Raw genomic sequence first — 13,257 nt, forward strand, 5'->3', positions numbered from 1 at the left:
CGTTATGAAAGGATCACTTTTCTATACTTTTCAAACAATAGCAACAAAGAGTTAAGTCACACTCTCGTCTGAGGTCTACACAAAGTGACTTCACAGGTAACAATGTGTAGACCTAAAGGCGGGCATAAAGGCTTTCAACCAATCAAAACTCAACGATATTTTTTGCTAACAACACTGGGTCTGCCTGAGGTGAACCCAATCATTTAAGCAAACCACTCAAGCGATTTAACAGTGCTTTACGACGCCTATTAGCTGCCACAAACCGCTTAAACTGCTGATCAAAGGACGCAGAATTATCGTGAAGCTGATAGGCCTCAAAGAGCTGATGTAAATAGCGTGACGCCGCATCATAGCCAGTGGGGCAAGTGCGATCCGCTTGCTCGTGCGCTTGCTGCCAGTAGTGGTCACGCTGGTTGTAGAGATCTATTAAGGCTTGTTCTTTTTCTGCTTTTTCAATGGCTAGTTTTTTTGCAAGTGCCTCGGCTTGTTGTTGCTCAAACTGTCGTTGTGCGGTTGCAATATAGGGAGCCACGAGGTCGGGGTTTAACCAATACTGATAAGTTTCGTCTTTGTTGGCTGGTTCTTTTCGCGTCAGCGCTACGGCTTGGTGACGAGTTAATTGGCCTTGCTCAAACAACGTGCGTAATAGTGTGTTTTTCTCCGCTTCCGTGAGCGTTTTGAGCCAATCTTCAAACTGAAGCTGGGTGTGTTTGGCTGGGTGACTGGGCTGTTCATTCAGCACCATCGTAAGCGCTTTAACCCAAGGTAAGGGAATCGCATACAGCGCAGCAAAAGCCTGTAATCCTTCGCTAAGGCGCTCAAAATCGAATTGGATTAACGGTATCGCGTCAAGCTCATCATCGTCATCTACCGCTTTGAGCCACGCTAAGTACATAAGCCGCCAGTCACCTTGGATTAACTGATTGCGTAAACCGGGTAAATGCTGGAAAAAATCGTCCGCATCTTCATCATCAAAATACGCACCATACTCTTCGATAGAGAAAGTGAGCAATTGCCACTCATCGGTTTGACGAACCTTAAAACCATCGTTCGATAACCCAAGCATGGCATCGGGTATGGTCTCGGCAGGTAGTTTGATGTAGGCATCCATCGAGCCCCAGTTGGCATAGTAAAAACCGATATCGAAGTGCTTTAGCATGACCTCGTATGCCTTAGCCTTTAGATCGCTAAAGTTGTAAACCACCTGGAAAGACGTTGCCGTAATATCGGCTCGGCGTGAAATGGCTCTGAGTGCTTGGCGCGCGGTGCTGTCTAAATACCCATCTAAGCGCTCAAATTTATAGTATTGATATTCGCTCACGATGCCCTGCTATCGGTTAATATGGAATTGAAAGGTTTGCGCTAACAGCGGCTGAGTCTGAGCGGTGAGCGCAATGGGTTCGCCGTTTATAAAACGCCTTGGATCCATCGTCACAAATCCCCAAAACTGCAAAAAGCGCGCAATAAATCGCGTTTCGATAAGTCCGCTTAACAACGCTTCCGGCGGGGCGTAATCGTCCGTTGGGAACGCCTTTAACACATCGGGAAAAGCAACCATCACTTCTTGAGTAAGCTGATCGACGCTGTGATGCGCTTGTATGCGCCACAACATGAATACCCAAAAGGTGCGCAAATCAACATCGTATTCAAAGCTATCTAAATACGCCCAGTTATATTTGCCGGTTGCAGCTGCCAGCATCGGCTTAAAAAAGGCTTGCACGCCCATGTCTTGATACTGTTTTTGCGCCGCTTTTTTCACATGATAACGGCCGCTGCGTCGGTAGATAATACCGCTAATTTCGGCCAGCACGCGGGTATAGTGCAAGGCATTGAATTTGTCTTCGTTAAACCCAGCAAACTCGCTGATACTAATGTGGCGTTGGAATTGAGAAACTGAAAACTCAGGCAATAATTCACTGGCTTGTTTGACCAACTTAGCCGGTAAGTTGCCTTTGCTGGTTGCTTTAAAAGCACCGCCTTGCGCCATCGCATGTTCAAGCATCAGAGCCAAATATCGCATCACTGGGCTGGCGGAAAGATCGGCGGGTGTCGTGATCGTCACCCACTGTAATTGATCAAACGGCGCATAAAGCCAATTGGTCATTTGCGTGAGTGTCACACCACAAAAATCGGGATGAGGTTGATTATTGCGATCCTGCACTTGGCGCTGTAACACAGCATTGAGTTCATCGATACTCATACCTGGGTTATTCGCCAGCATGGTTTCAGCGTCATCAACGACTTGCGCATGTTGCTTAGACACACCGTCCATACAACACCGTTTGAATTTTTTACCACTGCCACAATGGCAAGGATCGTTGCGACCGAGCTTCATTACTGTCCCCTCGCATTTTTATTGAAGCAGCGCGGCATTTTCCTGTTTACGCTGACCCAGCGTCTTAGCAATTGCAGATACTGTGGTTTTTCTAACCCCTTGCTGCTTTGCGAGATGCGTACATTGGCTGATAGCTTCTGCGACTTCTTCAATAACTTGCCTTGCATCATGCCAACTCCCATAGCCAGCACTTGCTGCAAGTTTTTGCATTACCTTAAGCGGTGGCGCTTTGCCATACCCACCAAATGCAGTGGCATGCTCGTTAAATGGATGCGGGCTGTAGGTGACATCGTAAAAAGGCGCAAGGTTCCATTGACCGTCGTCCGCTTGTAAAAACGCCCAGTTTTTACTGTGATCATCTTGGTTAGACGACAGTAGATTAAAAACGGCACGGCGAAATTGCAGCTGTCCCGCAGCTGGAGATTGACATAATTGACGGCTGGCTTTGATCAAGTCAATGTAATCTAAACTTGGCGTTCGAAAATCTGCATCCAGCAATCCGCAGGCACTGTGCATATGCAAGCGGCCCGTGCTATGTCCACTCACTAAATCGGCTTGTCCAGCGACATAATCAAAACGCTTGAGCGCCAACCATGCAACCGCACCACTTTTTGTTGGTGCCTCAATAAGTTGCCAGCGTGGGGGTTGGCATTTAGCTTGCTCAGCCATTTGCAAATATACCGCCTCACACAAACCTTCTTCATGCCCGAGTGCTAGATTTTTCGAGGTAAACTTAACCAACCACGCTTCATCACCTCGCTGTGCAAAGGTGCGACATTGCTCAATTTCCCCCGTCGGCATATAAATCTGTGCTTTTGGTCTTGCTCCACCCGAACTACCACCAGCGACTAGTGCTGCCAATACCTGTTGAGTATGCCCATCTAACTTCTCATGGTTATTATCCATATAGTCTGACATTGAAGCATCGAAAAGCGTTTGAGCCTCTAAGCCCAAGGTTGCTAGATTAATATCAGCGTGCGTCGAGGCTGAAAACTCAGACACCGGAGAAAAAGACAACGCCCCGATGCCTTTATCACCGACAAAGGCCAATCTGTCCATCGCCGTTAATTGATTCGGCAGGATGCCTTTTTGCCGGAAAACACGATCTTGTAACATCATGCCCCAACCATCAGGCAAACAATCCCCAAATACGCCATGCACCCCTTGATGAGGCTGTTTAGGTGCGGCTTGTACTTGCATGCTCGACTGTAAAGTAAACGGTGATAAATTGCCAAACTGCTGCAAATAGCCGTCTGTATACTGAAAAAAAACACCTTGCCGATTCTGAGCCAAGATCCCTACAGCAACCTGCTCTCCTGAACTTAACGTACGGGTGACAGTAAGTTTTTGAATCGGTCTAAAACTCATCTTTTAGTACCTCATCAATACTCGAGGGCGCAGTGACGCGCTCTTTATGCGGCTGGGTGAGCTGATAAAGCCTATCCAATGAGTCTAGGGTCTGCCAAAGCAACAGCAATTGGCGAAAGGAAATTTGTCCAGTCAGCTCAAACTTTTTAATCGTTGAGGCAGGCACGCAGCTTCGCTTTGCCAGTGCCGCTCGTGAGAGCTTTGCGCGCTGACGCAACGCCCGTAAATAAGCAGCATAGGCTTGGCTTACATCGGTATCATCCAGTAAGGTGAAATTCATCTTCAATGGCCATTGGATATTATTATATCTAATATAGCGGAAAATAAACCAAATTGGCTACTATTATATCCAAAAACCCCATGTCTTCCATCAAGCTTTTGCTGATGAAGCACCCCCGATGTTGGATGTCCAACTACTGGGGGTTTTCACCAAAGGGGCCTTGGGCATGTACTTAACTCACCGCTTCAGGCTTTTTTTCGGCCACCAGTTGCTCAGCGCGGCGTTTGTGTTTGCGGTATTTAGGATGGGTGATCGGAATGGCAGAGAGCAGCGTTTGGGTGTACTCGTGCTGCGGCTGGTGGTAGACGGTTTCGGTCGGCCCCTCTTCTACCACATGACCAAAGTACATCACCGCCACCTTATCGGAGATATGACGGACCACCGATAAGTCGTGCGAGATAAAAATCATCGCCAAGTTCATCTCTTGCTGGAGTTTCAACAACAGATTAAGAATTTGTGCCTGCACCGACACATCCAAGGCGGAGACGGACTCGTCACAAATCAGCAGTTTCGGTTTGAGGGCGATCGCCCGGGCAATACCAATCCGCTGCCGCTGACCGCCCGAAAACTCATGCGGGTAGCGGTTTACCGCATCGTGGGGCAAGCCGACTTTATCCAACAGCTCAAGCACCCATTGGCGACGCTCTTTCGCGGTACCAACATTGTGAATAATAAAGGGCTCTTCTAAGATCCCGCCGATGGTATGACGCTGGTTGAGCGACTCGAGCGGGTCTTGAAAGACAATCTGCATGTCTTTACGCAGTGGCCGCATCTGTCGTGGCGACAACGGGGTGATGTCTTTACCTTCAAAGAAAATTTTCCCTTCGGTAGGCTCAAACAACTTGAGAATGGTACGACCCAGGGTACTTTTGCCACACCCCGACTCCCCCACCAGACCAAGTGTTTCACCTTGTGACACCGACAACGATACGCCGTCGACGGCTTTAATGGTGTAACCTTGACGAAGCAGGCCTTTGCCGGAGACAAAATACTGCTTCAGATTTTCTACTCTGAGGACTTCCTTGCTCATCGCGTTCTCCTGCAACTATGTCGATGATGGCGCTGCATCAAAGTCTTCCAACGGGCGAATATCAATCATCTGCTTGGGTTGGTGAGTACGCCCCGGCATTAACCCCAGCAAACGCTTGGTATACGGATGGGCGGGGTTGTCAAATAAAGTAAAAATATCGGCCCGTTCGCGAATTTGGCCATCGTACATCACTGCCACGTCGTCACACACCTCGGCGACCACGCCCAGATCGTGGGTGATAAAAATCACCGCCATGCCGGTGTCTTCTTGCAGCTCGTTAATCAAGTCCAAAATCGAGGCCTGCACCGTCACATCTAGGGCGGTGGTTGGCTCATCACATATCAAGATATCGGGCTTACAGGCCAGTGCCATGGCAATCATGACCCGTTGGCGCATCCCACCAGACAGGTTGTGCGGATACTCATTGAGACGCTTTTCAGGCAGTGGGATTTTTACCTTGTTCATCATATCCAATGCGCAGGCATACCGGGCTTTTTTATCCAGCTCCGGGCGGTGCAACATCAAGACTTCATTGATTTGCCGACCAATGGTATGCACAGGGTTCAGCGCCGTCATTGGGTCTTGAAAGATAATCGAGATCCGATTGCCACGCATCGCATAGCGCTCTTTGGCGGGCAGAGTGACCAAGTCCGTCCCGCGATACAGAATCTCGCCGCCGGTCACTTGCCCATAGGGTTTAGGCAGCAAGCCCATAATTGACATCGCAGTAACACTTTTGCCACTGCCCGACTCTCCCACCAAGCCGAGCGTGCGCCCGGCTTTTACTTCAAAGCTCACCCCGTGAAGTACCTCACGGGGGCCATCGTCAGTGGTAAAATTAACGGTCAAATCCTTAACCGAAAGAATGACATCCTGGGTCATAAGCGCCTCTACAGCTTGTATCTGTCATCAATGATGGTCACCGGCTCAAAGGCTTTATCGTCGTCCATGGCCTCTTCGGTAGCGTCTTTCATCGCTTCATCAATCCAGAAGGTGCCAAAGCCCATCACGCGGCCGCTGGTGACCATGTTTTCGGTGCGCTTGGTCATCGCGTTATCTGGGATTTGTACATAACGCCAAAAACCTTGACGCACATACGGCACCATGTACCCCGGTACAATCACACTGGCCTCTGAGATTTTGGTGCGGATTTGATGCGACAGCTGATACTTTTTCGCCGTATCAAACTCGCTTTTATAGGCCATGATCAGCTTATCCAATGCCGGTGAGCTGTAGTTAGAGTGATTGTTTGTTTGCGTTTTATTGGCGTTATCCGAGTGGAAGTACTCCCAATAGGCCGGAATTTCCGAGGTACCCATATTAAGAAAGGCCAACTGATGCTTTTTCTCGAGTACGTATTTAAACGCCGATGAGCCATCGACCAAGTTAATAGTAAATTCCAGCCCTGCTTGCTTAGCCTGCTCTTTTAAGTAAGCAATGCGTGGTGTGTGCTGCTGATACCCATAAGTAATCGCGAAGCTTAAACGCTCGCCTTTGTCATTGACGCGAATACCATCGGCGCCAACCTGGTCAAAGCCGGCTTGTTCGAAATGGCTGATCGCTTTTTTAGGATCAAACGCTGGCGGTGTTGCACCATCATTGTCGTATTCACCATGACCAAAGCCCATTGCATGCGGTTTACGCGAGTAATCGCCACGGGTGATTTTTTCAATCATGCCGTCAAAATCGGTGGCATAGAGAATCCCTTTGCGTACATTGATATCATCCAGCATTGGCATGGCCGAGTTCATCCACAAACCGCCCGCGCCAACCGGCACTTCGTTATACCCCCAGAACTTGGTGATATAGCCTTTTTTATAAGGTTCAGATTGGGTTTTTTCATGCCAGATATCTGGAAGCACCAAATCGAACACATCCAAATTGCCCTTTTCAAAATGCTTCATGGCAATGTCGTTATCGCGGATCACGCGCATTCGAATACGCTCAACATTGTAGCGATTTTGGTAATAGGGGTTGGTATAACCCCACCAATCGTCGACATGATTAAAGGTAAGTCGGCGTCCTTTTTGCACACGGCCCAGCTCATAGGGCCCCATGGTGGGCTCGGCTTTAAAGTTATAGCGGCGCACATAGTCGTCAGCAATGCCGTCTTGGTTTTCATCTTTGCGCGGATTAGCGTAAAAATGCGCAGGGCGCGGAATTAAGCTTCCTAAGGTATACATTAATTCTTCTTGGTTTTTCTCTACTGCACTCGATATGGCCACAGTATGCGCGTCGATTTTCTCCACGCTACCAATGGTGTTGGTGTAATAGTCGTTATACCAAGGGGCAACAATGTCTTTAGAGCGATAAAACTGCATCATAAACACAAAATCATCGGCGGTCAGTGGTTCGCCATCTGACCAAGTCGCTTCTGGGTTAAGCTTAAAATAGATGGTTTTGTTGTCGTCACTAAATGCCCACTCGTTGGCCAAATCCGGGATCCATTCCAGTGTATCTGGGTGGCGCTTTACCAGTGAGGGCATTTCATCAAGAAAGTAACTGCGCAGGCCTGAGTTTGAATCCGGCCCCACAGTGCGTAATGTCTGCGGAAAACTCTGCAAATGGGTACGCAGTGTACCGCCGCGCTTGGCGTCGGGAGACCCGATTTTGGGGGCATCCCAGTTGGTTTGCCAATTAAGATTTTCAGGCAATTCCGCCGCCCAGCCGCTGAGGCTAAACAGGGAAACGGAGGTAGCAAGGATCAGTTTTTTCATCGTGATGTCCTTATCTTGATGCACACATTGCTTGTTATATTTAAAAATTGCTTGTTGTATTTAAAATCAGTCATAACGGGTGAACTTTTTCGGATCAAACGCGGCTCGGACCGCTTCCCCAATAAAGGTCACCATCACCAACACCAACACCAGAGACGACACCACAGAGGCAACAATCCATGGCGCATCCAGATTTGATTTACCTTGCTGTAACAGCTCGCCCCAACTTGGCGTCGGTGGCATCAGCCCCAAACCGAGGTAATCCAGCGCCGTTAACGCAGTAATATTGAGGGCGATGGTAAAGGGCGCCAAGGTCACAATCATCACCATGGTGTTGGGCAAAATATGGCGAAACAGGATCCGGCTAGTAGAGGCACCCAATGCACGCGCCGCCATCACATAATCACGCGACGATTCTTTGTACGTCATGGTGCGCATATACCAGGTAATCGCCATCCAGCCGAATAGCACATTAATCGCGACGAACAAGGCAAAAGTGGGTTGGAGAATCGAGACTAGAATCATGATCACGTACAAAAACGGCACCATCGACCAAACCTCGATAAAGCGTTGGAAAAACAAATCAAACTTACCGCCCCAAAACCCCATCGCACAGCCCACGGCGGTGCCAATCGCATAAGACGCAGCCATGGTCAGTAACGCAAAGCCCATGGCAATACGAAAGCCGTATACCAGGCGGGCGAGAATGTCGCGGCCGATATCATCGGTACCGAGGTAATGCTTGTCTGCGGCACTTGGCGCCGTGGGCGGAAAGTCGCCACTAAAGTCTTGCTCAAGCGGGTTCCACGGCACCAGTGGCATGACTACATAATTGTCGCCGCTTTGTGCCTCGAAAGCTTTATCGAGCTGACGATAATTGACTTCGCTGGTGCCCACTTGACCAAAATCGCTCGCCAAGTACACATCGCTCATCACAGGGAAGTAATAGTTGCCGTCGTATTTGACCATTAACGCTTTACTGTTGATCAACAGCTCGGCAAATAGCGACAGCACCAACATGGTGGTCAAGATCATAAACGACCAGTAACCACGTTTAATTTGCTTAAAACTGCGGATTTTCTTTTGAGTTAAAGGGCTAATCGTCAACATATCAAGATCCAAACTTCACGCGAGGGTCAATCAAGGCAACACAGATATCAGAGATGATATTGCCCGCCAGCAGTAATAGCGCATTGATGGCAACAATCCCCATCACCACCGGATAGTCACGCTCCATAATCGATTCATAGCCGAGCAAACCAATGCCGTTGATGTTAAAAATCACCTCAATCAAAAATGCACCGGTCATAAAGAACAATAAAGAGTTACCAAAGTGACTAGCAATCGGGATCAAGCTATTGCGCAGCGCGTGCTTGCGTACCGCCGAACGAAACGGTAACCCTTTGGCAATGGCGGTGCGAATATAGTCCGCGGAGAGGTTTTCCATCAGGTTGTTTTTCATCGTCATGGTCAAAGTGGCAAAATCACCAATCAGATAACAAATCAGCGGCAGTACCGCATGCCACATCACATCTTTGGCGCGTTCCCAAAAACTGGTCGCGTCATAGTAGGCATCGCCAACAAAGCCGCCCATCGGGAACCATTCGAGGTGATAACTAAATAGGGTGATCAGCAAGACCCCCACCACGTAACCTGGCAGGGCAAAACCAATAAAGATAAGTACTGAGGAGGATGAATCAAACACCGAGCCGTGCTTGAGGGCTTTGTAATAGCCAAGCGGAAGGGAGATAAAATAACTGATAAAGAAGGTCATCCCGCCATAAAACAGCGACACCGGCAGGCGCTCGGCAATCATATCCGCGACCGGCTCGTAATAGCGCGTCGACTCACCTAAATCAAAATTGGCCAACTTTCCTAACCAATCCATATAGGCTTCAACGACGGGTTTATCGAGACCATAAAAGGCGCGCAAATCGTCCATTTGCGCTTCAGACAAGGCCGAGCTATCTCCTGCACGTTGCAAGCTCGAGCCGCCATCACCTTGTGCTTGCATTTGGGTCATCATTCGCTCAACCGGCCCGCCAGGCACAAGGCGCGTGATACCGAAAATCAAAATGGTGATCCCAAGAAACGTCGGTATCACTAAAAGAAACCGACGTATAAAGTACGACAGCATAGTCCACTACTCCCTGTTAACTGTCTGATATTTTTTCAGGTCATTGATCCTGCCGTTGTGCTCTCTTGGCCATCCTAAGCACTGAAAGCAACAATACGTATTACACACTTACATAATGTGGTCTATATTTATCTCGAATATTGGTCACGATCAACGATAACAGCCTGTCAGAAGTGATTTTTTTGCTACAAAACAGCGAAAGCCATGCTGTTTTTATACTGCGTTGTGCTAGCTTTCTTATCACTAAAAGCAATAAATATTTCAATCAATAGTCAAAAAGGTTTGGTTTAAAATGCAATAAAACTGACATTTCACCGAAACCTTGTGTCTTCTCGTGATCGCACGCACCGATAACCCACCACAGCGCCTGCATTGATAAGCAGACAGCCATCCTCCCGCTCCCCCCTCAATCTCATATTCATTCATCAGGATCAGTGCAATAGAGATAGTGACTTGTTTCACTAAAAACCACAGCTACCAGCATGAATCACTAACTCCAATGATTGTGTGCAGTTGCCCCCCCTGAACGTCCATCGCATCGCTAGGGTCAGGCTCGCTGACACTGAATAACCGTATTTATTAGGGGTTGGTAATTTTTAGCATTCCTCTACAATTGGTGCGACTATGCCGAGCATGCCAATGCTCGGCTTTTTTCACCCTATTAATGTAAAGAGTGCCTGATGGAATCCGTTTCTCGCGCCAAGCGCCTCTTCTCTACCACCCTACCGATGCTGTTTGGTGTGCTGTCGCTGATGAGCTTTCAGTTGGTCGATAGTGCCTTCATTGGTCAATTGGGTGTACTCCCGCTCGCCGCACAAGGTTTCACCTTGCCGATTCAGATGATCATTATCGGGTTGCAAGTTGGCCTCGGCATTGCGACCACAGCGGTGATCTCGCGCGCGCTCGGCGCCGATCAATGTCGCTATGCCAAGCAATTAGGCGGTCTGATTTTATTTATTGGCGCCACAGGCGTGGCATTGTTTGCCGGCTTGCTCTATGCCTTGCGCCATCCGATCTTGATGTTGCTTGATGCGCCGGACAACGTATTTCCGGTAATTGATAGCTATTGGCAAATTTGGTTGGTCAGTGCTTGGACAGGCGCAGTGCTTTACTTCTTTTATAGCCTAGCACGCGCCAACGGGAACACCATGTTGCCCGGCTCCATGATGGTGGTTACCAGCTTATTAAACCTTATCCTCGATCCTATCTTTATTTTTTGGCTCGATTGGGGCATCAATGGCGCGGCGGTGGCCACTCTGATTGCTTTTGGCGTAGGCATTGCCGTTGTCGCCCCTCGCGTACTCGGCAAAGGTTGGGTTTCTTTTGACTGGCATGACGTCAACGTTAAGCAAAGTATAGGATCGATTGGTCACATTATGGGGCCAGCGATGATTAGTCAGCTGCTACCACCCGTCTCATCGATGCTGGCGACCAAGTTACTTGCGAGTTTTGGCTCAACCGCGGTCGCCGCTTGGGCATTAGGCTCGCGGTTTGAGTTTTTCGCGATTGTCTCGGTACTGGCGCTGACCATGTCAATGCCCCCCATGGTGGGTCGTTTGCTGGGCAAAGGCAATCTGACCGAAGTGCGGCATCTGGTCAAGTTAGCGTGTCAGTTTATTCTCGGCTTTCAATTGCTGATCGCCGTGGTCACTTGGCTTGCCGCCGCTCCCCTCGCCGATTTGATGACCAGCGATCAACAAGTTACCGATATCTTGCACACTCATCTTACGCTAGTACCTTTTAGCCTGGGCGCGCTGGGGGTGTGTATGTTGATGGTGTCAATTACCAATGCATTAGGCTGCTCATACACCGCCCTAACCATTTCTGCGCTCCGCCTATTTGCGTTTTTCCTGCCCTGCCTTTGGTTAGGGGCACAAATTGGCGAGCTGTTTGGCCTATTTGCCGGTGCCTTAATCGGTAACCTACTTGCGGGGGCGGTGGCTTATGCCATGTACCGACGTACGCTGGCTAAACTCATGGCGAACCAACCCCGCTAAACTGAGTCGATACTCACTGCTATTATCGGCTGGATTTGCTTAGCAGACCCTCCGCGCCATGGATGGCGCGGCGGAGCCTCCAGGGATGGATTAACGGCGTGTCTGCGTGCGACTCCAGTCGATGCACATAACTAAAAAAGCCCGCTAATAATAGGCGGGCTCAAAGGGTAAATACAGTTAACGCGCGGGGTTAATACCCTAGTTGCGTTAAGGTTGCTTCAATGTCTTTACCGTCGCTATCCGTTAACGTTTTCACCGCCATATTCGGACGATTGGTAAAGAAGCCATCCACACCGCGATCACGGTAGCGAATCATATCCTCGCGATCATCCAGAGTGTACATGTGCATCAGCAAGCCTTTTTCATGGCTCATGTCCACCATCCAGGTCTTCGCCAGGTCCATATAGCTAAATTGGCTTGACCAGGCATCATCGAAGTTGGCTTGGGTACCTGAAGGCCCTACACCGATGGCACCGTTTTGTTTGGCGTAATCGAGCCACTCTGCGTAGTCCGCTTTCGAGGCTACTTCCTGACGCGCGTAGTACTGGGCGTAAGATTCGTCATCCGCTTTCGGTGCGCTATCTTTGGTCGGAATATAGCCATCACCTGCCCATAGCAGCAAGATTTTTGGCACATTCGGCATCACATCTTGCAGTGCTTCAAGGCTCGATTTATTGAAGGTTTGCAGGACCACTTTGCCCTTGGCGTCCTTATCTAGCCAACCGTGTTGGGTTAAATCTTGTTTCAAATCCTCTTCAATGCCAGGGAAGAATTCAGGCACCTTGGTCTCGATGTAAAGTCCTGGCTGATGGGCGCAGCCTTCGGCGATTTCTCGGACCTGGTCAAGTGTCACCAACTTCAAGCCACGAAAGCTTTCGCGTGCGCGTTCGGGATAGGCTTGGTTATACCAGCTACCGGCATCCAGTTTTTCCAGCTCTGCCCACGTAAAGGTGTTAACCGGATCACTGGCACGCTCAGGATAGACTGTCTCAATATTGGTGTTGCGCTTGAGGTTATCGTCATGCACGGCGATCAGTTTGCCGTCTTTTGTGCGCTGCAGGTCCAGCTCGAGGTAATCCGCGCCCACTTCACACGCAAGCTGATAGGCTGGCAACGTGGATTCTGGCGCGTTGTAGGAATCACCACGGTGGGCAATGACCGCGTGATCGGCCATGCCAAGTTGTTCGCTTAGCGCAGTGTCACTGGCTTGAGCAAAAGAGGAAAAAGAAAAGGCACTGGCGACACTGAGCGCGGCAACGGTCACGCTCATATTTTTTTCGATGAGGTATTCAACGGGTACTCCTTACTGTCGTTGAAAAAATAGGCGATAATTAAACATGTGTTCAATTACCAAGACAGCATAGCAAAACCCTGATTTAAAGCGAAAAAATAA

General features: G+C 49.2%; 11 protein-coding genes. 1 reads left to right on the forward strand and 10 read right to left on the reverse strand.

Features of this window, described 5'->3' with window-relative positions; all coding sequences use genetic code 11:
• Nucleotides 1-199: 199 nt before the first annotated feature.
• The 9 genes from HLG76_RS01920 to HLG76_RS01960 form a co-directional block, all read right to left on the reverse strand.
• The gene (locus tag HLG76_RS01920) at nucleotides 200-1,321 is read right to left on the reverse strand and encodes a hypothetical protein (RefSeq protein WP_175992974.1); all 1,122 of its coding nucleotides are present in this window, start codon (nucleotides 1,319-1,321) and stop codon (nucleotides 200-202) included.
• Between the two features lie 9 nt (nucleotides 1,322-1,330).
• A complete protein-coding gene (locus HLG76_RS01925) occupies nucleotides 1,331-2,335 on the reverse strand; it encodes a YecA family protein (protein WP_175992975.1) in 1,005 nt (334 codons plus the stop codon).
• A gap of 18 nt (nucleotides 2,336-2,353) precedes the next feature.
• Nucleotides 2,354-3,703 carry a type II toxin-antitoxin system HipA family toxin gene (locus HLG76_RS01930; RefSeq protein ID WP_077461500.1) on the reverse strand — a complete coding sequence of 450 codons (1,350 nt, stop codon included), beginning with the start codon at nucleotides 3,701-3,703 and terminating at the stop codon, nucleotides 2,354-2,356.
• Complete coding sequence (locus HLG76_RS01935; RefSeq protein WP_077461499.1) at nucleotides 3,693-3,983, reverse strand: helix-turn-helix transcriptional regulator; 291 nt, start codon at nucleotides 3,981-3,983, stop codon at nucleotides 3,693-3,695. Before HLG76_RS01935 ends, HLG76_RS01930 begins: the two co-directional genes overlap by 11 nt.
• Nucleotides 3,984-4,155: 172 nt before the next feature.
• On the reverse strand, nucleotides 4,156-5,013 hold the full coding sequence (locus HLG76_RS01940) for an ABC transporter ATP-binding protein (protein WP_077461498.1): 858 nt from the start codon (nucleotides 5,011-5,013) through the stop codon (nucleotides 4,156-4,158).
• A 15-nt stretch (nucleotides 5,014-5,028) separates the two neighbouring features.
• Complete coding sequence (locus HLG76_RS01945) at nucleotides 5,029-5,895, reverse strand: ABC transporter ATP-binding protein (protein WP_175992976.1); 867 nt, start codon at nucleotides 5,893-5,895, stop codon at nucleotides 5,029-5,031.
• A gap of 8 nt (nucleotides 5,896-5,903) precedes the next feature.
• Nucleotides 5,904-7,730 carry an extracellular solute-binding protein gene (locus HLG76_RS01950; protein ID WP_077678925.1) on the reverse strand — a complete coding sequence of 609 codons (1,827 nt, stop codon included), beginning with the start codon at nucleotides 7,728-7,730 and terminating at the stop codon, nucleotides 5,904-5,906.
• Between the two features lie 66 nt (nucleotides 7,731-7,796).
• Nucleotides 7,797-8,840: an ABC transporter permease gene (locus HLG76_RS01955; RefSeq protein WP_175992977.1), complete on the reverse strand. Its 1,044-nt coding sequence runs from the start codon at nucleotides 8,838-8,840 to the stop codon at nucleotides 7,797-7,799.
• A 1-nt stretch (nucleotide 8,841) separates the two neighbouring features.
• Nucleotides 8,842-9,867, reverse strand: coding sequence for an ABC transporter permease (locus HLG76_RS01960; protein ID WP_025744376.1), 1,026 nt, complete (start codon nucleotides 9,865-9,867; stop codon nucleotides 8,842-8,844).
• A 680-nt stretch (nucleotides 9,868-10,547) separates the two neighbouring features.
• On the opposite strand from HLG76_RS01960, the gene HLG76_RS01965 reads away from it, so the two are divergent.
• Entirely contained in the window at nucleotides 10,548-11,864 is a 1,317-nt protein-coding gene (locus tag HLG76_RS01965; RefSeq protein WP_175992978.1) for an MATE family efflux transporter, read from the forward strand.
• Between the two features lie 190 nt (nucleotides 11,865-12,054).
• Here the strand turns inward: HLG76_RS01965 and HLG76_RS01970 are convergent, their stop codons facing one another.
• Complete coding sequence (locus tag HLG76_RS01970) at nucleotides 12,055-13,134, reverse strand: glycerophosphodiester phosphodiesterase (RefSeq protein WP_175992979.1); 1,080 nt, start codon at nucleotides 13,132-13,134, stop codon at nucleotides 12,055-12,057.
• Between the last annotated feature and the right edge of the window lie 123 nt (nucleotides 13,135-13,257).

This window comes from Salinivibrio sp. EAGSL, assembly GCF_013366455.1.
GTDB lineage: Bacteria > Pseudomonadota > Gammaproteobacteria > Enterobacterales > Vibrionaceae > Salinivibrio > Salinivibrio costicola.

Coding starts and splice junctions, on each gene's coding strand:
- HLG76_RS01925 (WP_175992975.1), bottom strand. CDS start 2,335: ATGAAGCTCGGTCGCAACGATCCTTGCCATTGTGGCAGTGGTAAAAAA.
- HLG76_RS01930 (WP_077461500.1), bottom strand. CDS start 3,703: ATGAGTTTTAGACCGATTCAAAAACTTACTGTCACCCGTACGTTAAGT.
- HLG76_RS01935 (WP_077461499.1), bottom strand. CDS start 3,983: ATGAATTTCACCTTACTGGATGATACCGATGTAAGCCAAGCCTATGCT.
- HLG76_RS01940 (WP_077461498.1), bottom strand. CDS start 5,013: ATGAGCAAGGAAGTCCTCAGAGTAGAAAATCTGAAGCAGTATTTTGTC.
- HLG76_RS01945 (WP_175992976.1), bottom strand. CDS start 5,895: ATGACCCAGGATGTCATTCTTTCGGTTAAGGATTTGACCGTTAATTTT.
- HLG76_RS01950 (WP_077678925.1), bottom strand. CDS start 7,730: ATGAAAAAACTGATCCTTGCTACCTCCGTTTCCCTGTTTAGCCTCAGC.
- HLG76_RS01955 (WP_175992977.1), bottom strand. CDS start 8,840: ATGTTGACGATTAGCCCTTTAACTCAAAAGAAAATCCGCAGTTTTAAG.
- HLG76_RS01960 (WP_025744376.1), bottom strand. CDS start 9,867: ATGCTGTCGTACTTTATACGTCGGTTTCTTTTAGTGATACCGACGTTT.
- HLG76_RS01965 (WP_175992978.1), top strand. CDS start 10,548: ATGGAATCCGTTTCTCGCGCCAAGCGCCTCTTCTCTACCACCCTACCG.
- HLG76_RS01970 (WP_175992979.1), bottom strand. CDS start 13,134: ATGAGCGTGACCGTTGCCGCGCTCAGTGTCGCCAGTGCCTTTTCTTTT.